This window comes from Nocardiopsis sp. KDC1DS13DA1, assembly GCF_055632325.1.
In genome coordinates this window covers 186,045-207,454 of sequence record NZ_JBVMUY010000035.1, presented here as the reverse complement: position 1 = coordinate 207,454, position 21,410 = coordinate 186,045, and the positions used below count along the sequence as shown (strand labels likewise).

Here is a 21,410-nt window from a genome sequence, read left to right as displayed (position 1 = left end):
CCGCGTCGGCATCCCTTCCTACCGCTCTCCTGCGACACCCGGATCTCGGCCGGAGCCGACGCGCGTGGCTACCCTGAGGCCATGCTCGACACACGGCGCTGGTGGATCCGTCCGGTCGCCGACACCGCCCTGTGGGTGGTGCTCGGCACGGTCACCGTCGTCGAACTGGGCGGCCTGCGCGGCGGGTCGTACGCCGCCGAGGCGGGCGCGCTCGTCCTCGCCCTGGCCGCGGCCGCGTACACGTCACGCCGCTGGCCGCACACCGCCCTGGGCGTCGTACTGGCCGCGGCGACGGTCGAGATGACCGCCTCCGGGATCGGCCTCGCCTCCGGGGTGCTCACCCCCCTGCTCTCCGTGGCGGTGTTCGCGTTCCTCACCGGCCACCGCTCGGGACGGGTCGGCCCGGTCGCGACCATGAACGGGGCCGCCGTCCTGGCGACGCTCGCCGTCCAGGTGGCCTCGGCGGTGGCGTTCGACCACGACACCCGGGCGGTCCTGACCGGCCTGGTCGACTGGATGGGCGGCGCCCTGGCCGTCACGCTGTCGGTGGCGGCCCCGTGGCTGTTCGGGCGGTACCGGCGGTGGTACGGACGCCTGACCCGGGGCGGCTGGGACGTGGCCGAACGGATGGAGCGGGCCCGCGCCGCCGACGCCGACCGGGCCCGGCTGCGCGAGCGCGCCCGCATCGCGGCGCGGATGCACGACTCCCTCGGCCACGACCTCGCCCTGATCGCCGTCCGCGCCGCCGCACTGGAGATGACCGCCGACGACGGCTCCGAGGAATCCGGGCGGCGGAGCGCCGCCGCCGAGCTGCGCGCGTCCGCGCACGAGGCCAACATGCGGCTGCGCGAGATCATCGGCGTCCTGCGGGGCGGGCCGGAGGGCCCGGACGGGACGCCCCCGCCCGAGCCGGTCCCGGCACTGGTCGAGCGGGCCGCGGACGCGGGGCTGTCGGTCCGCCTGCTGCGCGAGGGACCCGACCCCGACCCGGCGACCCGCGCTGGCCGCGCCGTGCACCGGGTGGTCCAGGAGGCCCTGACCAACGCCGCCAAGTACGCGCCCGGCGCGGAGGTGACCGTGCACGTCCTGCGGGACCGGGACGGCGTCCGGGTCCGTGTGGAGGACACGGGCTCCGACCGGGCGTCGGTCGTACCCGGGCGTGACGCCGCCGGTTCGGGCCTGGCGGGGCTGCGCGCGTTCGTCGAGGGGGCGGGAGGCCGGTTCGGGGCGGGGCCCCGGGGCGGCGGATTCGAGGTCCGCGCGGCCGTGCCCGACACCGGCGCGGAAGCCTCGGACACCTCGGACGGCCCGGACTCCCCGGACGGCGCGGAGACGGCCCTCGCCGACGGGACCCGGACCCGCCGCCTCCAGGCCGAGGCCCGCGACCACTCCCGCCGCCTGCTGGTCACCGCCGTGGCCGTCCCCGCGGCCCTGGGTCTCTCCGTGGCGTGCGCGGGCTTCCTGATACTGGGGTGGGTCGGCGGCAACTCGGTCCTGCCGCCCGAACGGTACGGGCGCCTCTCCGTCGGCGACCTCCGGTCGGCGGTGGAGGAGGAGCTGCCGAGGTTCGCCTACCCGGCGGACTCGGTCGACGACCCGCCGCCGGAACCGGCCGGGGCGGACTGCCGCTTCTACCTCGCGCGCTGGGAGAACGGTCTGCCCCCGGTCTACCGCCTGTGCTTCGCCGACGGGGTCCTCGTCGACAAGGCCGAGATCGACCGCGAGCAGTAGGCTGTCCGCGTGTCCGGGACACAGGGAACCGACGGCGCCGACGGCGGTGCGCTGCGCGTGGTCGTCGCCGACGACGAGGCGATGATGCGGGCGGGCATGCGCGCGATCCTCACCGCCGTGCCCGGTGTCGAGGTGGTCGGCGAGGCCGAGGACGGCGACGCGGCGGTCGCGCTGGTCGGGGCGACGCGCCCGGACATCGCGCTGCTCGACGTCCAGATGCCCGGCACCGACGGCCTGGCCGCGACCGAGGCGATCACCGCGCGGTACCCGGAGACGGCGGTCGTCATCCTCACGACGTTCTCCGAGGACGCCTACATCGCCCGCGCGCTCTCCGGCGGCGCGAGCGGGTTCGTGCTCAAGACGGGCGACCCCCGACAGCTGGTGGAGGGCCTGCGCGCGGTCGCCGGGGGCGGTGCCTACCTGTCGCCGGAGGTCGCGCGCCGGGTCATCGACGAACTCGACGCCACCGGCCCCCGGATGTCGCGGTCTGCCGCGGCCCGCGACCGGGTCGCGGTGCTGACGCGGCGTGAGCGCGAAGTGCTGGCGCTGGTCGGTGAGGGGGCCGCCAACGACGAGATAGCCCGGCGGCTGGACATCGCCTCGGGCACCGTGAAGGTGCACGTGGGGTCGATCCTGGCCCGGCTCGACGTGCGCAACCGGGTCCAGGCGGCGATCCTGGCCTACGAGGCGGGGCTGGTCGGCTGACCGGGACCGTCCGCCGGACGCGCCGTCCGAACCGCCGCCCCCGGTCCGCGGCCTCCGGCGGACGGCGGCTCCGTCCAGAGCCGGACGCCTACCCCTTTGTGCCTAGCCGCCCGCCACCGTCCTGGCGATGTGCCCGGCCCGCTCCCGCCGCGACGATGCCGCCATGACCACCGACACCAGCCCGCGGCGGGCGACCGCCTACGGAGCGGCCGCCCTCGCGCTCGCCCTCTGCCTGTCCGTCCCGACCGCCTACGCCACCGCGACCGACCCCGGCACCGTCGTCCCCGCCCCGCCCGAGCCCGCCGGCCCGCATGCCGTCGGCCGGGCCGACGTCCACCTCGTCGACCCCGGGCGCGGGCACCCCTGGGTCGAGGGGGCCACGGACCGGGACCTCATGCTCAGCTTCTGGTACCCCGCCGAACCGGACGGCGAGCGCGCGCCCTACCTGACCCCCTCGCTCGGTCAGGCCCTCACCGCCGGGTTCGAGTCGTACGGCATCCCGCGCTCCGCCGTGGACTACGACGCCGCCCGGGCCAACGCGCTCGCCGACGCGGACGTCGCCTCCGGTGCGGGCCCGCTCCCCGTCGTGCTGTTCTCGCCCGGGTTCGGGATGTCCCGGCTGCTCAACACCGCCAACGCCGAGGAGCTGGCCTCACACGGATACGTCGTCGTGTCCACGGACCACCCCTACGAGACCCTCGCCGTCGACCTGCCCGACGGACGGGTCCTGCGCGGCAGCGCGCCCGACTTGGGGACCGAGACCTACCGCCAGGCGATCGGGGTGCGGGTGGCCGACACGCGCCTGGTCCTGGACACCCTGGACGACCTCGCGGACGGGGGCGCGGACGCCGTCGCGGAGGAACTCCCCCCCGGCCTGCCGGACGCGCTCGACACCGAACGGCTGGGTATGTTCGGCCACTCCGCGGGCGGGCTGACCACCGCCGAGGTGATGCTGGTCGACGACCGCGTCGACGCCGGGATGGACCTCGACGGGAGCATCGGCTACCACGTCGGGGACGAGGTGTGGGCGGACTCCACCACGCGCGGCGTGGACCGGCCGTTCGCGTACCTCGGCGCGGGCGTCTCCGGCGACCGCGAGTACCCCCACACCAGCGAGCACAGTCCCGACCTCCGGCTCTTCCGCGAGGCGTCCACCGGCCCCTTCCTGGAGCTGTACATGCCCGACGGCGAGCACATGAGCTACACCGACCACCAGTGGGGCATCCCGGAGCTCACCCGGCTCCACCCGGCGGACGACGAACCCTGGTCGGGCACCGTCGCGCGCGGGGTCAGCACCGTCGACCCCCGGGAGTCCGTCGACGCCCAGCGCGCGTACATCCGCGCGTTCTTCGACGCCCACCTGCTCGGGGAGGACGCGCCCCTGCTGGACGGCCCCTCCCCGGAGTACCCGGTGATGGAGTTCGTCGACTGACGCAGGACGCGCCGGGTCCCGGCCGCCCGTCCCTCCGCGGGGCGGGCGGCCGGGACCTCCGTTCCCGGGTGTTCCCGTCCGTTCCCGGACGGGCTCCGGGGCCCGGGCTCACACGTCGCGGTTCCGCAGCTCCGTGTACCCGACGATCTGCGCGGCCGCCGCCCAGCCGACCACCGCCGCGACGTTCACGGAGCCGTCGTGCGGGGCCGTGTAGAAGCCGACGTCACCGCCCGCGTAGAACTCGATCCCGGCCAGGCCCGGCAGCAGCGCGGCCAGGTCGTCCAGGAGCTGCGCACCCGAGAGCTGCATGATCAGGGGTACCCCCATGAGCAGCAGGAACCCCACCGCGATCGTGCCCGCCGTGCTCCGCAGCGCCGTCCCGAGCCCGACGAAGAGCGCCGCGAACAGCGCCATGCACACCCCGGCGTTCAGCGCCGTCGCCAGTGTCTCGGGCACGTCCACGCTCACGTGGGCGCCGATGAACGCGGCGAGGGCGACCACCCCCGACACGGTCGCGAGCGCCCCGACCACGAACGCCAGCGCGGCGGTCACCAGCGTGCGGGCGGCCAGCACCGTCCCCCGCCGCGGCGTCCACAGCAGCGTGCTGGTGATGCTCCGGTTGCCGAACTCGCCGGTGGCGGCCAGCGCGGCCAGGGTGAGCACGGCGAACTGCACCAGGTAGTAGTGGCCCTGCGAGGTCAGCTGGACGTACGAGAGGGGGTTGGCCGCCTCCCCCTCGGTGATCCGCTCCAGGGCCGAGTAGCCCAGCAGCGCCGCGGCCGCGCCCATACCGGCCACCGCCGCGGCGGCGCACCACCACGTGGACCGCAACGACGCCTGCCGCACCCACTCCGCGGCGACCGCGCGCAGGAGCCGCCCCCGCGCCGTGCCCCGCCCGACCGCCCCGTTCTCCGTCCGCGTCCGCTCCACCGTACTCACGACGCCCTCCGCTCCGCCGTCCCCGACCCGTACTCGACCGCCGTGTCCGTCAGCTCCAGGTAGGCCTGCTCCAGCGACGCCTCCGCCGGGTACAGGCCGTGGAGCCGGGCGCCCGCCACGTACGCCCGGTCGCCCACCTCCTCCGCCGACAGCCCGAACACGCGCAGCGCGCCGTCCTCGGCCCGCTCGACCCGCGTGTCCGGCCCCGACCGCTCCAGCTCCTCCGCCAGCGCCCCGCCGTCGGGCGTGCGCACGACCACGTGGGTCCGCGACCAGGCCGCGATGACCTCGCCCATGGGGGCGTCGGTGATCAGCCGCCCCCGGCCGAGCACGACCAGGTGGTCGGCGACCCGCTCCATCTCGCTCATCAGGTGGCTGGAGACGAACACCGTGCGCCCCTCGTCGGCCAGCCGCCGGGTCAGGTCGCGGATCCAGCGCACGCCGTCCAGGTCGAGGCCGTTGACGGGCTCGTCGAGGATCAGGACGCCGGGGTCGCACAGCAGGGCGTCGGCGACCCCCAACCGCTGCCGCATCCCCAGGGAGTAGCCGCCGACCCTACGCCGATCGGCGTGGGTCAGTCCGACCTCGGCCAGGACCGTGTCCACCCGCTTCCTGGGAACCCCGCAGGCCAGGGCCTTGGCCGTGAGGTGGGCGCGGGCCGTGCGGCCGGGGTGGGCTGCCTCGGGGTCCAGCAGGGCCCCGACCTCCCGGGCGGGCTCCGCGAGCCGCCCGTAGGCGCGGCCGTTGACCAGAGCCTCGCCCGACGTGGGCCGCGCCAGCCCCAGCAGGAGCCGCATGGTCGTCGACTTCCCCGCCCCGTTCGGCCCCAGGAAGCCCGTCACCCGGCCCGGTTCGACGGTGAGGTCGAGGCCGTCGACGGCGGTCCGCTCCCCGTAGCGCTTGGTCAGTCCTCGTAACGTGAGCACCATCGCTCCCCTGTGTCGTCGCCTGTGGTGCGACCACGCTAGGGATCGGCCCCGGGGCGGCACATCGGCGCTTCGTCCGCGGCCGACTACGCACTTGTGCCTAGGACGCGGTCCCGCGCCCGGACCGGGCGCCGCCGCCCCGGGACCACGCACCCGAACCGGCACGGTTCGGCCGCTCACCGAACCGGGTAGGTCCTGGTTACGGCCGGTGACCGGGGTCGGCGGCGGCGCCGGGGCGGCCGACGTCGAACGGGGGCGGCATGAAGGCGAAGATCGGCGACTACGTGCACACGCACGGCGTCGCCAGCAGCGACGGGCAGCACAGCGGGAGGGTCGTGGACGTGCGGGGCGCCAACGACGGGCCACCGTACGTCGTGCGGTTCCCGGACGGTGAGGAGCGGCTGATCTACCCGGGACCGAACACCATCGTGGAGCCCCGCTTCCCGAGGGACTGACACCCCGCACCGGGCCTCCGGACACACCGGGGGTCGGCGGGTGTCACGCCCGCCGACCCTCCACGACGTTCACCCGGGGTTGCGCCCGCCTCAGGCCCGCAGCCGGTCCAGGAACCCTCCGAGGTTCTCCCTCGCCCGCGCGGCCTGCTCCTCGACGGTGAGCGTCTCCACGATCCGCCCTCCCCCGGGACCGGGCTCCCTGCGCCCCCGGATGTAGAGCGAACAGGCGAAGTCCGCGCACATGCGCAGCCCGACCGTGTTCCCCTTGCGGCCCGCCTTCCCGGCCTTGGGCGCCGACATGAGGGTCACGCCCCCGCCCCGGTGGGTGGTCAGGCACAGCGAGCACAGGGTCGGGCGGACCCCGTCGCGCGCGGGGACGATGCGCAGTGCCACCCCCACCGGACCCTCCCCTCCCTCGACGACCAGGTAGGCGCGCTCGTGTGCCGTGTGGTCGCGCCAGCCGAGGAAGTCCAGGTCGTCCCAGGGACGCTCCGCGAGGTCCCGGGGCAGGGCCAGGCGTGTGGCCTCCCCCTTGGAGCAGTTGATGAATGATGCGCGGATGTCCCGCTCGGTCAGGGCCTTCATGTCCACCGACGCTAACAACCTGCCAAAACACGGGGCAACGGGTTTTCGGCGCGTCGGCGCCGCCCCGCGCGCGGACCGCCCCGGGGCGGCGCAAAACCAGTGGAACCGCGCTCACTCCGGCGCCTACGCTCCCGCCAGGCGGTGGACCGTACGGACGGTCCCCATGCTTGCGCGCGCTCGCCGCCACACCCGAAACCGGAAAGGACGGAACAGCGAATGGCCATCCAGCACAAGGAACTGGCCGCGGTCCGCAACATCGGGATCATGGCGCACATCGACGCGGGCAAGACGACCACCACCGAGCGCGTCCTCTACCTCACCGGCGTCTCCCACCGGGTCGGCGAGGTCCACGACGGGGACACCGCCATGGACTTCATGCCCGAGGAGCGGGAGCACGGGATCACCATCACCTCCGCCGCCACGACCTGCCACTGGACGGTGGAGGGCGTCGACCACAGCGTGAACATCATCGACACCCCCGGCCACATCGACTTCACCGTCGAGGTGGAGCGGTGCCTGCGGGTCCTCGACGGGGCGGTCGCGGTGTTCGACGGCGTGGCCGGTGTCGAGCCGCAGTCGGAGACGGTGTGGCGCCAGGCCGACCGCTACGGGGTGCCGCGCGTGTGCTTCGTCAACAAGCTCGACCGCGCCGGCGCCGACTTCGCGCGCTGCGTCGACACGATCTCCGCGCTGCTCGGCGCCGCGCCGCTGGTGCTGCACCTGCCGATCGGCGCGGAGCGGGACCTGCGCGGTGTGGTCGACCTCGTCCGGATGCGGGCGCTCGTGTGGTCGACCGAGGACGACGGGCACGGCGAACGGTTCGAGGTCGCGGACATCCCGGACGAGTTGGCCGCCGAGGCCGGACAGTGGCGGGCCCGTCTGGTGGAGGCGGTCGCGGAACACGACGAGGAGGTGATGGAGCTGTACGTCCAAGGTGTGGAACCCACGCAGGAGCAGCTGCACGCGGCGGTCCGCCGCGCCACCCTCGGCTCCGTCGGCGGCGACACCACGGTCACGCCGGTGCTGTGCGGCAGCGCGTACCGGAACATCGGCGTCCAGCCCCTGCTCGACGCCGTGGTCCGCTACCTGCCCTCCCCGGTGGACGCCGGTGCCGCGCACGGTCACCTGCCGGACGATCCCGGCACGGCGGTCGCGCGGGAGCCGTCGGAGGACGCGCCGCTGGCCGCCCTGGCCTTCAAGATCAGCGGCGACCCGCACCTGGGCAGGCTCACGTTCGTGCGTGTGTACTCGGGACGGCTCGGCACGGGCGTCCGGGTGCACAATCCCGTGACGGGAGGGAGGGAGCGCGTCGGCAAGATCTACCGCGTGCACGCCGACAAGCGCGAGGAGATCGCGTCAGCCGGTGCCGGGGACATCGTCGCCGTCATGGGGCTGAGGCGGACCGCCACCGGTCAGACCCTGTGCGACCCGGAGCACCCGGTCGTACTGGAGTCCATGGACTTCCCGGATCCGGTCATCGAGGTCTCGGTCGAGCCCGAGTCCCGTGCCGACCGGGACCGGCTCTCCGGTGCCATCGTGCGCCTGGCCGAGGAGGACCCCTCCTTCCGGGTGCGCACCGACGCCGAGAGCGGCCAGACCGTCATCGGCGGGATGGGTGAGCTGCACCTGCGGATCCAGGTCGACCGGATGCTGCGCGAGCACCGGGTGGCGGCCCGGATCGGCAGGCCCCGGGTCGCCTACCGCGAGACGGTGCGGCGGTCCGTGACCGGGGTCGAGTACACCCACCGGAAGCAGTCCGGCGGCAGGGGGCAGTACGCGCGCGTGCGCGTCGCCCTGGAGCCGTTGGAGTCCGGGTACGAGTTCGTGAACGCGGTGACGGGAGGACGGGTGCCCAGGGAGTTCGTCCCGGCCGTGGACGAGGGGTGCCGCCAGGCGATGCTGGCCGGCGTGTTCTCGGAGCATGAGATGACCGGTGTCCGGGTGACGCTGCTCGACGGGGACTTCCACTCGGAGGACTCCTCCGACCTGGCGTTCCGGATCGCCGGGGCGGCGGCCTTCCGGAAGGCGGCGGCACTGGCGGAGCCGGTCCTCCTCGAACCGGTGATGGCCGTGGAGGTCACCACCCCGGAGGAGTACATGGGCGACGTGATCGGCGACCTCAACGCCCGTCGGGGACGGGTGCGGGCCCTGTCGGACCGGTACGGCGCGAAGGTGGTGTCGGCGCTGGTGCCGATGGCGGAGACGTTCGGCTACGTGGGTGACCTGCGCGGCCGGACCTCCGGCAGGGCGGGCTTCACGATGGAGTTCGACTCCTACGCCGAGGCGCGCCCGGCGGTTCCCGGGGCGTGACGACCCGGGCGGGCCCCGGATCCACCGGACCGGGGCCCGCCCCACCCGCGGGTGGGGCGGCCGGTGCGCGCGGGACCGCTACTGGACGTCGGCGACGATCGGGTCGTTCAGGCCGAGGATGTCCCCCATCTCGACGCTGGCGGGGTCCACCTCGCCGACGACGGCGATCTGACCGCTCGTCCGCTCGCCGGGCTGGAGGGTGACCGCCTCGAGCGGGTCGATGTCCGCGAAGATCGCATCCGCCCAGTCGCTGGCGGCCGTTCCGTCGGCCAGGACCACGGAGAAGTTGATCGGGTTGACGTCGATCGGCTCGTCGGAGCCGTTGACGACCTCGATGTCGATGGCGGTGTAGACGGTGTCGTCGATCGTGTCCCCGACCGTGCCCGCGTCGGTGGCGGTGATGGTGACCGCGGACTCCGTGGCGGGCTCCTCGGCGGTGCCGTCAGCGGGCTCCTCGGCGGCCTGTTCGGAGCTGCTCGCCTCCACGGAGGAGGGCGGCGTGGTGTTCACCTCGGAGGCCGCGAAGAGGCCGAGGGCGAACAGCGCGATGACGGCGATGATCACCAGGACGAGGCACCCGCCGCAGCCGAAGATGGCGAACTTCGCGCCGGTGGACATGCCCTGCTTGGGGGGCGGCGGCGGAGGGCCGTACGGGGGCTGCTGGGGCGGATAGGACACGTGTCACTCCTTCGTGCGGGCGCTGGGGCGCGGCGGAACGGCAACCGCGAGGGGGTCACCAGGCGCGGAAGCGGGAGCGCGTGGCTGTGCCGACGGTAGCGGACAGGACATGCGTCCGCCACAGCAAAAGGAACGAACCCACCTGAATCATGCTTTATCCCACTACGCCTACCAGCGGAACGGACCCGCGCCCCGCACCCGTCCGACGGTGCCCGGTCCGGGGAGCCCGGGCGTGTCACCGGACGCCACCGGCCTGGGGGAGGGGGTGCGGGATCGACGCCGACGGGCGCGCCCACCGGCCGGGGCCGCTCGCGTGTGCGGTGAGCAGCCCCTGTATCGCACGTGTATCCCGCGTGTAGGCGTACTTCCTAGCGTGGGCGGCGGCCGCCACGGATCCGGTGCGGACGGCCCGGAACCCCGAGGGGCCGCCCGGCCCCTTCCCCGAAGGTCACCGAGGACACCGGACCCGTCAACCCCACGCGGCCCTCCCCGGCCGCCCCAACACCTACGGAGGACCCCATGCTCGGATCACTGGGCGACCGCCTGCTCGCCCGCGTCGTCCCCAAGGCCGAGGCCAGCGCCGGTTTCTGCTACAAGGAGCGCACGAACCACGACGGGCGCGTCGTCTGCCGGACCTGCTGCGTCAACTCCACGTACTCGTGCGGACCGTGGTCGGTGAACAACTGCTGAGGCCGTCCGGGCCCTCCCCTCGGACACACCCACCACGACCAGCACTTGTATCACGCGTGTATCACGCGTGTAGGCCCGCTTCCTAGCGTGGCCGACGACCGCTGGACGGCACAGCGGTCGGGGGCGCGGCCACCCGTTCCGCGCCCCGGAAGGGAACCCATGTCCACGCGTATCGGATCGCTGGGCGACCGGCTGCTCAGCCTCGTCGTCCCCCAGACCAAGGCCCGCGCCAACCCCTACTGCTGGTACGAGTACTCGGGCCCGGCCTGCCGCTACTGCTGCGACCCGCCCGGCTCCACCCCCGTCTCCTGCACGAGCTACCGGCTCTGCTGAACCGCTCACGAGCCCTGACCAGCCCCTGACCGGGGCCCGTCCACCGGGGGTACCCGCCGATGTCCCACGTCCAGGTCGCGTGCCAGGCCCTCCTGGCCCTCGTGTTCTGCGCGTCCGCGATCGGCAAGACACGCGGACGCGCGGCCTTCGACGGTTTCGTGTCCTCCGTGCGCCGGCTGGCCCCCCGGTGGGCGGCCGCCACCCCGCCCGCCGCCCGCCGGCTCGCGGCCGTCCTCGTGGCGGCGGAGGCGGGGACGGTACTCCTCCTGCTCGTCCCCGCCACGGCCCGGGTGGGCCTGGCCGCGGCCGCGCTCCTGCTCACGGCGTTCACCGTCGCCGTGGCCCGTGCCCTGCGCGGCGGCCGACGCGTCGCCTGCCACTGCTTCGGCGCCGCCCGGGCTCCGCTGCGACCGATCCACCTCGTACGCAACCTCACCCTCCTCACCGCCGCCGCGGCCGGACTCGCCCCGGCCCTCGCGGCCGTCCCCCTCCCCGGCCCCGGACCCGCGGCGGCCTCCGCCGCCGCGGGCGCCTTCGCCGGCCTGGTCGTCGTCCTGCTCGACGACATCGTGCTGTCGCTCTCCCCCCTCACCCCCAGGAGCACCACCCCCCATGACCGTGTTCGCCATCACGCTGTCCGCCCTCATCGGAGCTCTGTGCCTGCTGAACATCCTGCTCACCGTCGGCGTGATCCGGCGTCTGAGGGAGCACACCGAACTCGTTGAGCAACTGCGCTCCTCCGCCTCCGGTCCGCCCGGTCCGATCATGCTCCCGCCCGGCGAACGGGTCGGGGACTTCTCCGCCGCGACCGTCGACGGGGCCCCGGTGAGCCGCGACACCCTGAAGCAAGGCGAGACCCTGGTGGGGGTGTTCTCCCCCGGCTGCTCCGCCTGCGCCGTGCAGCTCCCCCTGTTCACCGAGCTGGCCGGCTCCTTCCCCGGCGGCAGGGACCGGGTGCTGGCCGTCGTGGTGGGCGACGCCGACGAGGCCGCCGAGGAGGTCCGTGCGCTCGCCCCCGTGGCCCGTGTGGTCCGGGAGTCCCACAGCGACTCCGCCGTGGCCCGTGCCCTGGGGGTGAACGGGTTCCCCGCCATGGCCCGCGCCGACACCGACGGACGGATCCTGGCCAGCGGGTACAGCGTCGAGGCCGTGGAGGCCCTGGCCGGTGTCTGACTCCACCGACGAGCGGCGCTTCTCCGGGGGCGTCCGGGCCTCCCTGCGCGGAGCGGGCTCCGCCCTGGCGCTCGCGTGGCGCACCGGACCCCATCTCCTGGTCGCCCTGGGCCTGCTCGCCCTGGCCCAGGCCACCGCACCGGTGGTCGTGGCCTGGCTGACCAAACTGATCCTCGACCTGCTCTCCGGCGCCGGAACCGGCCGGGTCCTGGTCCTGGGACTGGCCCTGGCCGGAACCGGCCTGGTCACCGTCCTGGCCCCCTTCGCCTCCCAGTACGCGCAGGGCGAGATCACCCGCCGGGTCGGTCTGCACTCCCAGGACCGCCTGTTCCGGGCGGCGGAACGCTTCACCGGACTGGCCCGGTTCGAGGATCCGGCGTTCCTGGACCGGCTGCGGCTCGCCCAGCAGTCCGGCGGAGAGACCCCCAGCCAGGTGGTCTCCGGAGTCTTCTCCCTGGGCAGCGGCATCGTGACCGTCACCGGGTTCGTGGCCTCGCTCCTGGTGATCAACCCGCTCATGGCACTGGTGGTCCTGGCCGCCGGGCTGCCGACCCTGGCCGTGGAACTGCGGCTGTCCGGGGAACGCGCCAGGATGATGTGGCGGATCGGCCCCGTGGAGCGCCGCGAGTTCTTCTTCCGCGAACTGCTGTCGAACGTACGCGCCGCCAAGGAACTGCGCCTGTTCGGCGTCGGACCGTACCTGCGGGACCGGATGGGCCGGGAGCGCGTGGAGTCCAACGCCCAGCGCCGCCGCATGGACCTGCGGGAGCTGTCCGCGCAGACCCTGCTGGGCCTGGTGTCGGCCGCCATCGCCGGCGGCGGCCTGGTCTGGGCGGTCCTGGCCGCGGTCGACGGCCGTCTCACACCCGGTGACCTCACCCTCTTCGTCTCCGCCGTGGCCGGGGTGCAGGGCGCTCTGGTGCAGCTCGTGCGCCAGGTCGCCCTCGCCCACAACCAGCTGCTGATGTTCGACCACTACCTGCGGGTCGTGGACGCCGGACCCGACCTCGCCGTCCGGGCCGACCCCGCCCCCGTCCCCCCGCTGCGCCGCGGCGTCGAGTTCCGCGACGTGTGGTTCCGCTACTCCCCCGAGCACCCCTGGGTCCTGCGCGGGGTGAACCTGGTGATCCCGCACGGCGGGTCGCTCGGCCTGGTGGGCCGCAACGGCGCGGGCAAGAGCACCCTCGTCAAACTGCTGTGCCGCATGTACGACCCCCAGCGCGGAGCGGTCCTGTGGGACGGGGTGGACCTGCGGGACATGGACCCGGCGGAACTGCGCCGCCGGGTGGGCGCGGTCTTCCAGGACTACATGGAGTACGACCTGACCGCCGCCGAGAACATCGGGCTGGGCGACGTCGACGTCCTCACCGACCCCGGCACCTCCGCCGACCGGCGCGCGGACCTGATCCGCTCCGCGGCCGAACGCGCCGGCGCCCACCCCGTCGTCGCCGGCCTGCCCCGCGGCTACGACACCCTGCTCTCGCGCATGTTCTTCGACCTCCCCGGTTCGGACGAGGAGAACGACGGCGACCAGAACGGCGTCCCGCTCTCGGGCGGACAGTGGCAGCGCCTGGCCCTGGCCCGCGCCTACCTGCGCGGGAGCCGCGACCTGCTGGTCCTGGACGAGCCCAGCTCCGGGCTGGACGCCGAGGCCGAACACGAGATCCACGCCGGGCTGCGCGCCCACCGCCGGGGGCGGACCAGCCTGCTCATCTCGCACCGGCTCGGCACCGTCCGGGAGGCCGAGCGGATCGCGGTCCTGGAGGAGGGCGGTGTGGTGGAGGCCGGCACCCACGACGAACTCGTGGCCGCGGCAGGGGTCTACGCCCGCCTGTTCGGCCTCCAGGCCCGCGGCTACCAGCCCGGCGCCGAACCCGTGCGGGAGGTGGGGCGGCCGTGACGGTCCGGGCCCTCGTGGCAGGGGTCGCCGTGGCGGTCCCCGCCGGTGTGCTGCTGTGGCTCAACCGCACCCTGGTGATCGTGGAGGTGGTCGGCCACAGCATGGCGCCCACGCTCGACCACGGCGACCGGGTGCTCGTCCGCCGGGTCCCCGCCATGCGGCTGCGGGTGGGGGACGTGGCCGTCCTCGGCCGCCCCGCGACCGACGACCTGCCGGACCTGCGCCTGCTCCTGGGGCCGGTGACGCCCTGGGTGGTCAAACGGGTGGCGGCGCTGCCCGGCGACCCGGTCCCCGACGGCGTGCCCGCGGAGGGCGGCCGCACGGTGCCGCCCGGGCACCTGGTGGTCCTGGGGGACAACACCGGGAGCAGCACCGACTCGCGTGTGTGGGGTCCCGTCCCCGGCGACCGGGTCCTGGGCACCGTCCGCAGACGCGTGACCGGCCGACGCACGGCTCCGGTCACGGGGGTCAGCGCCAGAGCAGACCCGCCTCCTCCCTCGGCCCCCCGAGTCCGGGGTCGCGGTTGAGGATGGCGCGGTGCAGGCGGACCAGGTCCGGCCCGGGTTCGACCCCCAGCTGCTGGGCCAGGGTCCGCCGGGCCGAGCGGTAGGCCTCCAGGGCCGAGCAGACCCCGCCCGAGCGGTAGAGGGCGAGCATGAGGCTGTACCACAGGCGCTCACGGAACGGGTGGTCCGCCACCAGAGCACGTAGGTCCGTGACGAGATCGGGGTCGGTCCCCAGGTCGAGCCGGGCACGCGCGAGGTCCTCGGCGGCGCTCCACCTCTGTTCGTCGAGCGCGTCCAACCGGGGGGCGAGCCGGGGAACGCGCGGAACGTCCTCGGCCGCGGCACCGCGCCACAGGTCCAGGGCCGCGGACAGCAGGGAGACGGCCGTCTCCGGGTCTCCCTCCGCCAGGGCGTGACGGCCGCGCCGGTGGAGGTCGGCGAAGGCGAGGACGTCGAGTTCACGGGGGCACACGCGCAGCATGTAGCCGGGCGGGCTGGCGACCAGCCGCACCCGGTCGGCCGAGCAGTGCGCGGAGGGCAGGCGTGTGCGCAGCCGGTTGACGTAGGTGCGCAGGTTCGCGACCGCGGAGCGGGGCGGCGACTCCTCCCACAGGGCCGCGGCGAGGCGGTCGAGGGGGACCACCTGGTTCGGTTGGAGCGCCAGCGCGGTCAGGAGCGCGCGCAGTTTGGGTGTTCCGGGTGAGGGGGCGGAGGGGTCGTCGAGGAGGCGGACGGGACCGAGTAAGCCGAGGAGTAGTCCCATGGGACCTTCTGGGGGATCGGTCGCGCAGACGGGCCTCGGGGCATGTCGACGTACGACGGCGCGATGCTTCCGGGTACTCTGGGAGCGCTCCCAAGCACGGTACATCGCAGTTTTTCCAGCGTCGACGCCGGTTTCGTGATCCTCCCGTGACGATCCGCACGCGGCGGGCCGCCCGCCGGAGACGGGTGGCCCGCCGGTGCGGCCCGCTCAGGCCCGGGCCCGGGGCCCCGCCCCCTCGGGCGTTCCGCCGGCGGGCGCCGTGCCCCCGGTACCGTGTGCGGGCGGCCGGGAGCCCCCGGGCGCCGGCGCGAGGTGGACGTCCAGGAGCCCGAGCAGGCGCAGCGCCACCGCGGCCAGGAACGACAGTCCGCTGGCCAGTTCGATGACCTCCTCCAGGGACTGCTGCACGCGTTCGGCCGCCACGCTCCAGGTGGCGGGGTCGATGGAGTCCATGCCCACGGCGGTGACGGCCAGGACCACACCCACGGCCAGCGCGCCCGCGGAGGCGCGGTCGCCGCGCACCGCCCGCCACACCGAGGGCAGCAGCGCGAGCCCGACCGCGGCCACAGCCAGCATCAGGAAGTCGCCGGGGGCCACCCACGGCAGGAACGGGACCGTGACGCCGCGCGGGGCCAGGAAGCCGTCGCGCACGCGCTCGTGGAGGGCGAACCGCTCGTCCACGGCCAGGGCGAGGAAGCCCGCGCCGAGCAGCGGCCAGATCCACCGCGGTCGCTCACCGGCCCGGGCCAGCACCAGCGCGACCAGTGTGCAGCCGACCCCCGCGAGCACCAGGGCCACGCTCTGCACCCAGGTCATCGGGGTCAGCTCCGGGGCGATCCAGGCCCAGTACGTCGGCCAGCGGGCCGCGGCGAGCACCACCGGGACCAGCAGCCAGACCGCGGCCAGGCACAGGACCAGCCGCACGCGCGCCCGCCTCACGCGACCACCTCCCGGGCGAGCTTGCCCACCGGCGCCGCGGCGCCCCCGGCGGGCCAGGTCACCGTGTCCCTCGGTCGGCCCCGCACGGCTGCGGCCAGCCGCTCGCCCCACATCCGGGCGCCGCGGTCCAGCGTCTCGTCCCGCCACCAGGCGCTGTGCCCGGTCTGCAGGACACGGCCCTCGGTGAGGACGTCGGCGTCGCGGACCGGGTCGAACACGGTGTCGTCCACCGCGTACCCCCGCAGGTGCCCCGAGCGCACGCGGTCGAGGACGGCGTCGGTGTCGACCAGGGCCGAGCGGGCCACGTTGACCAGCAGCGCGCCCGGACGCGTCGCCGCCAGTTCGGCCCGGCCGAGGAGGGGCGGGGACCCGTGGTCGTGGCTCGCGCACACGGCGACCGCCTGGGAGCGGGAGAGCAGGAGGTCCGCGTCCACCACGGTGAACCCGTCCGCGCGTGCGCGCGCCGCCGTCCCGGGGTCGCGGTCGGTGCCGATGACGTCCATGCCCAGGGCCCGGGCCCGGCGGGCGACCGCACGGCCGATGCGCCCCATCCCGACGACGCCCAGCGTCCGCCCGGAGAGCTCCACACCGCGCAGCGAGACGCCCGGTCCGATCCGGTCGCGGCTGCGGTCGTTGGCCAGGTGCAGGCGGGTGGCCAGGGAGAAGAGCATCGCCAGACAGTGCTCGGCCACCGCCGTGGTCGCGTAGTCGGGCAGGACGGACAGCCCGACGCCGCGCGATCTCAGCAGCGGGACGTCGAGGTGGTCGTAGCCGGTCGCGTACAGCACGATCCCGCGCAGCCGGGGCAGGGCGTCGAGCAGGTCGGCGTCGATCCCGGGCAGACACAGGTTGGTCGCGCCGAGCAGGTCGGCGTCGGCGAGGAGGCGGACCGCCTCCTCCCGGTCGGGGGCCGTGTCGGTCCGCACGACGGTGGTGTGCGCGAAGCGTTCGATCTCCGTCCAGTGTTCGGGAAGGAGCGCGTCCCTTCCGCGACGGCTCAGTACCACGAGACGAGGGGGGTTCATTCGGCGTGGACCTCCGGGCTTCCATGGAGCCGCTGCTCGGGGAGGGTCGGCACGCGTCCCGCGCCCTCCCCGGTGTGCCTTTGGCGTCTAGGACGGACACTCCGCCCCGGAGGTTCACATCCCGCACCCACCGTTACCCCTCTGACATGCGATGACGCACGGTGACACGCGGAGGCGGCGGGATCGGGTCCGGCGCCGCCGGGTCAGCGGCGGACCGGTCGGTTGTAGGGGAGCCGGGCGAGCAGCATCGCCATACCGCAGGTGTCGGAGAGCGCGGCGAAGACCAGCCCGGCGCCGATGAGGGCGGCGCCCCACACGGCGGGCGGCCACCACACGCCGGTGACCACCGATGTCAGGACGAGGCCTCCGGCGACCAGGCGCACCTGCCGCTCCAGGGACCAGCGCGACGGGGCGCCGACCACCGGTGCCCCCGCCGCGACCCAGGCGGCCATGCCGCCGTCCAGCACCAGCGTGCCGGTGTGACCGGCCCGCGCGAGCGCGTCCCGGCACCGGGTGGCGCGGTCACCGGACCGGCAGACCAGGACGAGGCGGCGGCCCGGGTCGGCGGTGAGCCGGTCCAGGTGGCGGTCGAGCTCTCCCGAGGGAAGGTTGACCGCGCCGTCGATGCGGGCGCCCGCGAACTCGGCGGGCGTGCGGACGTCCACCAGCAGGGTGTCGGAGTCGGCGGCCAGGAGGGCGCGGACGGCGGCGACTCCGATGACGGGCGAGGTGCCGGGCATGGGGGAACTCCAGACGTGGGCCTCGGACGCGGTCAGGGTCCGCGGGGTTCGCCGGGCCCGGCCCCGTCCACGCGTGTCGTCCCAGATTACCGGGGTTGCACCCGCTCGTCAGGGGTTGTGCCGACTCGGCGGACGCGGGCCGGGGAATCCGCCCCCGGTCGGCCTCCGCCGCCCCGGGGGCCCGGCGGGACGGTCACGTGTCGGGGCCGGTCTCTTGCGTCGGCCTCTCCCCCGCCCTATATTCGTTAGAGAAACAAACGTTAGAAATACTAACAAATGGAGCGCACATGCCCTTCGTCGACGTCCACGACTCGGCCATGTACTACGAGGAGACCGGGCAGGGGACGCCCGTCGTCTTCCTCCACGGCAACCCCGCCTCGTCCCACCTGTGGCGAAGGGTCCTGCCCGCCTTCGGCGCCCCCGGACGCCTGCTGGCCCCCGACCTGATCGGCATGGGGAGGTCCGGAAAGCCCGGCGGGGACCACCGGTTCGCCGACCACGCGCGCTACCTCGACGCCTGGTTCGACGCACTGGACCTGGACCGGGTGGTACTGGTCGGGCACGACTGGGGAGGGGCGCTCGCGTTCGACCTGGCCGCGCGGCACCCCGGACGGGTACTCGGTATCGCCTTCATGGAGACCGTCATCCGGCCGATGTCCTGGACGGAGTTGAGCGCACCGGCCCGTGAGCGCTTCGAGACCCTGCGCTCCCCGGAGGGAGGGCAGAGGGCGCTCAGCCGCAACGACCTCGTGGACGCGGCCTTCACCCGCGGCGTCCTCAACCCGCTGGACGAGGCGGAGATCGCGCCGTACCGGGCCCCCTACCCGACCCCGGACAGTCGGCGCCCGCTGCTCACGTGGGCCCGCTCCCTCCCCCTGGACGGTGAGCCGACCGACGTGGCCGAGCGGCTCGACGGCTATCGCGACTGGCTCGGCGCCAGCGACGACGTGCCCAAACTCCTGCTGACCTTCGACTCCTCCCCGACACTGCTCGTCACCGAGGAGATGGCCGCCTGGTGCGCGTCCCACATGGCGGCGCTGGAGAGGGAGCACTGCGGGCCGGCGGGGCACCACGCACCGGAGGACCGGCCCGAGGCCATCGGAGCGGCGATCGCCGCGTGGGCGGACCGCCACGGCCTCCGGTAGCAATTACAGGAACTCCACCAACGGGAACCCGTCCGCGAACTCCGCCTCCGGGTCGATCCACCGGACCAGGTCCCGCAGGTCGGCGTCGGCCTCGCCCTCCGCCAGGGGGTCCCCCGCGTCGTGGACGTCCCCCCGGAGAGGATCCGGTCCGCCCAGGACCAGCGCCAGGCCATTTCCACGAACGTGACCAGGGAGGAGACCAGCCCGTCCCCCGTGACCGTCGACGTCGCCGGGGCGGGGCTCCGGGCGGGCCGGGCGGACTTCGACGACCTCCAGGCGGAACGCGGGTAGGGACGATCCGCGCCCAGCTCCAGGCGGGGCGGGCGAACGACCTCCTCGGCAGGTCCCTGGCCGACGCACCGAGCAGCGCGGCGCGCGTGGTCCTCCACCACCCCGGGTTCACCAGGACCCTCGGCGGCACCGCCCACCTCCGGCAACCGGCGAGGGGGATCGTCGCCCCTCCCCGGGACCGGCTGACCGGTGTCGACCGGGGGCGGCCCGTCGACCTGTCCCTGGACACCTTCGACCCCGGCCGGGCCCGTCGGCTGGCCCGGGTCACCCGCGAGCTGGTCCTGGCGCACCACGGCGACAGCCCCCTGCTGCCCGCGGCCCATCGCGGCTGGAGCGTGTGCCGCGGACCCACCCTAGGAGACCTCGAAGCGAACGATCCGGTCGTCGCCACCGCGCACGTCCCCCCGGCCGTCGGTGTTGGACGTGGTGAGCCAGAGCGCCCCGTCGGGCGCCTCCCCGACCGTGCGCAGTCGGCCGTACCGCCCCTCCAGCTCAGCGGACGGCTCTCCCAGACCGCCGTCCTGCAGCGGGACCGCCCACAGCCGCTCACCACGCAGCGCCGCGACGTACAGGGTGGCGCCGACCACGGCGGCCCCGGACGGTGAGGCCTCGTCGGGCGTCCAGGTGAGCAGGGGGTCGGTGAACCGGCCGCCGTCGGTGCCGCCGGTCCCCTCCACCTCCGGCCAGCCGTAGTTGCGGCCCGGTTCGATCAGGTTGACCTCGTCGAAGGCGTCCTGGCCGAACTCGGTGGCCAACAGCCGCCCCTCGTCGTCCCAGGCCAGGCCCTGGACGTTGCGGTGTCCGAGGCTGAACACGGGGGATCCGGGGGTGGGGTTGCCGGGTGCCGGATCCCCGTCCGGGGTCAGCCGCAGGATCTTGCCGTTGGGGCTGTCCGGATCCTGTGCCAGGCCCGGCCGACCCGCGTCGCCGGTGGCGACGTAGAGCATCCCGTCCGGGCCGAAGGCGATCCGGCCGCCGTCGTGGTACCTGTTCCTGGCGATGCCGTCGAAGAGGACCTCCGGCGCTCCCCCGTCGAGCCGGAACCGCACGACGCGGTTGTCCTCCCCGGTCGTGAGGTAGGCGTGGACGTAACCGTCCTCCGCGTGGTCCGGTGACACCGCCAGCCCCATCAGTCCGCCCTCCCAGCCGGACTCCGCCCCCTCGGGCCCCGCCACACCGGGCACCTCGTACACCTCCTCCGGCTCGGCGCCGTCGGGCGTCACCCGCAGGATCCGGCCGGTGTGCCGCTCCGACACCAGGGCGTCGCCGGACGGCAGGAAGGCCAGGCCCCACGGGATGTCGAGCCCGGTGGCCACCTCGACGCCGTCGCCGAGGCCCGGCGTCCCGGTCGCGCCGTCGCCCCCCTCACCCGGCGCGCAACCGGAGAGCACAGCCACCGCGGCGACCGCGGCGGCACCGTGCCGGACGTCCATGGCGCACCTCCCGGGGCGGGTTCCGTACGACCAGGATCAGCCCCTCGGGGGAGCACCGGCAAGCGCGACCGACGGGCAGATATCGTCAGCGCGCGCCAGGGTTCCCCGATGTCCTGGCGGACGCGCTGCCCGCATGACCGTGAAGGCTCGACGGAACGCAACACCCACGCCCGTGGTGACCGCCGCCGGAACAGTAGCCCCCACACGCCGAACGCCCCGAGGGGACGGTCGGTGCGGCCCAGAGCAGCGTCAGCACCGCCCGTTCCCGGCGGGCGACCGCGCACTGCTCCCGCGTCCAGGAGTCGGCCTGTTCGTTGCGGAACAACGGATCGCCCGGGTGGAAGAGCACCGGGACCACGGGGTGGCAGAGACCGCGTTCGTGTGAGCCCAGGTGGTGGCTGGACGGTGTCACGAGCAGCAGGATCGGGACGATCAGCGTGAGGGCCGCGATCACCGGGCCGCCACCATCGCGTCCGCCAGACGCGCGACCGCGTCCTGCTGGTGACCGTCGCACCCCTCGGTGACGTAGACGGCCTCCACCCGCGTCATCTCACTCACCGGCAGATCCGGGTTCGCCTCCAGGTACGAGGCGAGCCTGCGCAGATCGTCGAGCAGCGCCAGGTACTCGGAGTGTCCGGCGACCCGCAGCGCGGCTCCCTCAGCCTGCGAACACACGCTCCGCAGTCCGAACGTCCGGCGGCGACCTCGTCC

23 protein-coding genes are annotated in these 21,410 nt (G+C 74.5%); 13 read left to right on the top strand and 10 right to left on the bottom strand.

Annotation, left to right across the window (positions count from 1 at the left end; translation table 11 throughout):
- Positions 1-81 precede the first annotated feature (81 nt).
- From ACTVAJ_RS23745 to ACTVAJ_RS23735, 3 genes are all read left to right on the top strand, one after another.
- Positions 82-1,731 (top strand): sensor histidine kinase, encoded by a 1,650-nt coding sequence (locus ACTVAJ_RS23745; RefSeq protein WP_470390448.1) that lies wholly within the window; start codon positions 82-84, stop codon positions 1,729-1,731.
- A 9-nt stretch (positions 1,732-1,740) separates the two neighbouring features.
- Complete coding sequence (locus ACTVAJ_RS23740) at positions 1,741-2,436, top strand: response regulator (RefSeq protein WP_470390447.1); 696 nt, start codon at positions 1,741-1,743, stop codon at positions 2,434-2,436.
- 163 nt (positions 2,437-2,599) lie between these two features.
- Positions 2,600-3,868 carry an alpha/beta hydrolase family protein gene (locus tag ACTVAJ_RS23735; protein WP_470390446.1) on the top strand — a complete coding sequence of 423 codons (1,269 nt, stop codon included), beginning with the start codon at positions 2,600-2,602 and terminating at the stop codon, positions 3,866-3,868.
- 108 nt (positions 3,869-3,976) lie between these two features.
- Here the strand turns inward: ACTVAJ_RS23735 and ACTVAJ_RS23730 are convergent, their stop codons facing one another.
- The gene (locus ACTVAJ_RS23730; RefSeq protein ID WP_470390445.1) at positions 3,977-4,807 is read right to left on the bottom strand and encodes an ABC transporter permease; all 831 of its coding nucleotides are present in this window, start codon (positions 4,805-4,807) and stop codon (positions 3,977-3,979) included.
- Positions 4,804-5,733, bottom strand: coding sequence for an ABC transporter ATP-binding protein (locus ACTVAJ_RS23725; protein WP_470390536.1), 930 nt, complete (start codon positions 5,731-5,733; stop codon positions 4,804-4,806). Before ACTVAJ_RS23725 ends, ACTVAJ_RS23730 begins: the two co-directional genes overlap by 4 nt.
- A gap of 260 nt (positions 5,734-5,993) precedes the next feature.
- On the opposite strand from ACTVAJ_RS23725, the gene ACTVAJ_RS23720 reads away from it, so the two are divergent.
- Complete coding sequence (locus ACTVAJ_RS23720; RefSeq protein WP_470390444.1) at positions 5,994-6,188, top strand: DUF1918 domain-containing protein; 195 nt, start codon at positions 5,994-5,996, stop codon at positions 6,186-6,188.
- Between the two features lie 90 nt (positions 6,189-6,278).
- Here ACTVAJ_RS23720 and ACTVAJ_RS23715 read toward each other — a convergent pair whose 3' ends face one another.
- A complete protein-coding gene (locus tag ACTVAJ_RS23715; protein WP_470390443.1) occupies positions 6,279-6,773 on the bottom strand; it encodes an FBP domain-containing protein in 495 nt (164 codons plus the stop codon).
- Positions 6,774-6,989: 216 nt separating this feature from the next.
- Between ACTVAJ_RS23715 and fusA the strand changes: the two genes are divergently transcribed.
- Positions 6,990-9,083 (top strand): elongation factor G, encoded by a 2,094-nt coding sequence (fusA, locus tag ACTVAJ_RS23710; RefSeq protein WP_470390442.1) that lies wholly within the window; start codon positions 6,990-6,992, stop codon positions 9,081-9,083.
- A gap of 78 nt (positions 9,084-9,161) precedes the next feature.
- Here fusA and ACTVAJ_RS23705 read toward each other — a convergent pair whose 3' ends face one another.
- Entirely contained in the window at positions 9,162-9,761 is a 600-nt protein-coding gene (locus ACTVAJ_RS23705; RefSeq protein WP_470390441.1) for a DUF4352 domain-containing protein, read from the bottom strand.
- Between the two features lie 519 nt (positions 9,762-10,280).
- Between ACTVAJ_RS23705 and ACTVAJ_RS23700 the strand changes: the two genes are divergently transcribed.
- The 6 genes from ACTVAJ_RS23700 to ACTVAJ_RS23675 all read left to right on the top strand — a co-directional run bounded on the left by ACTVAJ_RS23700 (position 10,281) and on the right by ACTVAJ_RS23675 (position 14,384).
- The gene (locus ACTVAJ_RS23700; protein ID WP_470390440.1) at positions 10,281-10,451 is read left to right on the top strand and encodes a hypothetical protein; all 171 of its coding nucleotides are present in this window, start codon (positions 10,281-10,283) and stop codon (positions 10,449-10,451) included.
- 159 nt (positions 10,452-10,610) lie between these two features.
- Entirely contained in the window at positions 10,611-10,784 is a 174-nt protein-coding gene (locus ACTVAJ_RS23695; RefSeq protein WP_470390439.1) for a hypothetical protein, read from the top strand.
- A 59-nt stretch (positions 10,785-10,843) separates the two neighbouring features.
- Positions 10,844-11,509 carry a MauE/DoxX family redox-associated membrane protein gene (locus ACTVAJ_RS23690; RefSeq protein ID WP_470390438.1) on the top strand — a complete coding sequence of 222 codons (666 nt, stop codon included), beginning with the start codon at positions 10,844-10,846 and terminating at the stop codon, positions 11,507-11,509.
- On the top strand, positions 11,397-11,957 hold the full coding sequence (locus ACTVAJ_RS23685; RefSeq protein ID WP_470390437.1) for a TlpA family protein disulfide reductase: 561 nt from the start codon (positions 11,397-11,399) through the stop codon (positions 11,955-11,957). Before ACTVAJ_RS23690 ends, ACTVAJ_RS23685 begins: the two co-directional genes overlap by 113 nt.
- A complete protein-coding gene (locus ACTVAJ_RS23680) occupies positions 11,950-13,857 on the top strand; it encodes an ABC transporter ATP-binding protein (protein ID WP_470390436.1) in 1,908 nt (635 codons plus the stop codon). The genes ACTVAJ_RS23685 and ACTVAJ_RS23680 overlap by 8 nt, the downstream gene beginning before the upstream one ends.
- Positions 13,854-14,384, top strand: a complete 531-nt coding sequence (locus ACTVAJ_RS23675) for a S26 family signal peptidase (protein ID WP_470390435.1) — start codon at positions 13,854-13,856, stop codon at positions 14,382-14,384. Before ACTVAJ_RS23680 ends, ACTVAJ_RS23675 begins: the two co-directional genes overlap by 4 nt.
- Here the strand turns inward: ACTVAJ_RS23675 and ACTVAJ_RS23670 are convergent.
- The 4 genes from ACTVAJ_RS23670 to ACTVAJ_RS23655 form a co-directional block, all read right to left on the bottom strand.
- On the bottom strand, positions 14,326-15,126 hold the full coding sequence (locus ACTVAJ_RS23670) for an AfsR/SARP family transcriptional regulator (protein WP_470390434.1): 801 nt from the start codon (positions 15,124-15,126) through the stop codon (positions 14,326-14,328). The two genes, ACTVAJ_RS23675 and ACTVAJ_RS23670, sit on opposite strands and share 59 nt — an antisense overlap.
- Before the next feature lie 207 nt (positions 15,127-15,333).
- Positions 15,334-16,065: a hypothetical protein gene (locus tag ACTVAJ_RS23665; RefSeq protein ID WP_470390433.1), complete on the bottom strand. Its 732-nt coding sequence runs from the start codon at positions 16,063-16,065 to the stop codon at positions 15,334-15,336.
- Entirely contained in the window at positions 16,062-17,090 is a 1,029-nt protein-coding gene (locus tag ACTVAJ_RS23660) for a 2-hydroxyacid dehydrogenase (protein WP_470390432.1), read from the bottom strand. Before ACTVAJ_RS23660 ends, ACTVAJ_RS23665 begins: the two co-directional genes overlap by 4 nt.
- 203 nt (positions 17,091-17,293) lie before the next feature.
- The gene (locus ACTVAJ_RS23655) at positions 17,294-17,830 is read right to left on the bottom strand and encodes a rhodanese-like domain-containing protein (protein ID WP_470390431.1); all 537 of its coding nucleotides are present in this window, start codon (positions 17,828-17,830) and stop codon (positions 17,294-17,296) included.
- 287 nt (positions 17,831-18,117) lie between these two features.
- On the opposite strand from ACTVAJ_RS23655, the gene ACTVAJ_RS23650 reads away from it, so the two are divergent.
- Positions 18,118-18,975: a haloalkane dehalogenase gene (locus tag ACTVAJ_RS23650; protein WP_470390430.1), complete on the top strand. Its 858-nt coding sequence runs from the start codon at positions 18,118-18,120 to the stop codon at positions 18,973-18,975.
- 120 nt (positions 18,976-19,095) lie between these two features.
- On the top strand, positions 19,096-19,266 hold the full coding sequence (locus tag ACTVAJ_RS23645) for a hypothetical protein (RefSeq protein ID WP_470390429.1): 171 nt from the start codon (positions 19,096-19,098) through the stop codon (positions 19,264-19,266).
- Positions 19,267-19,619: 353 nt separating this feature from the next.
- On the opposite strand, the gene ACTVAJ_RS23640 is transcribed toward ACTVAJ_RS23645, so the two are convergent.
- Together ACTVAJ_RS23640 and ACTVAJ_RS23635 are read right to left on the bottom strand one after the other, a co-directional pair.
- A complete protein-coding gene (locus tag ACTVAJ_RS23640; protein ID WP_470390428.1) occupies positions 19,620-20,699 on the bottom strand; it encodes a PQQ-dependent sugar dehydrogenase in 1,080 nt (359 codons plus the stop codon).
- Positions 20,700-21,149: 450 nt separating this feature from the next.
- Positions 21,150-21,374, bottom strand: coding sequence for a hypothetical protein (locus ACTVAJ_RS23635; RefSeq protein ID WP_470390427.1), 225 nt, complete (start codon positions 21,372-21,374; stop codon positions 21,150-21,152).
- Positions 21,375-21,410 lie beyond the last annotated feature (36 nt).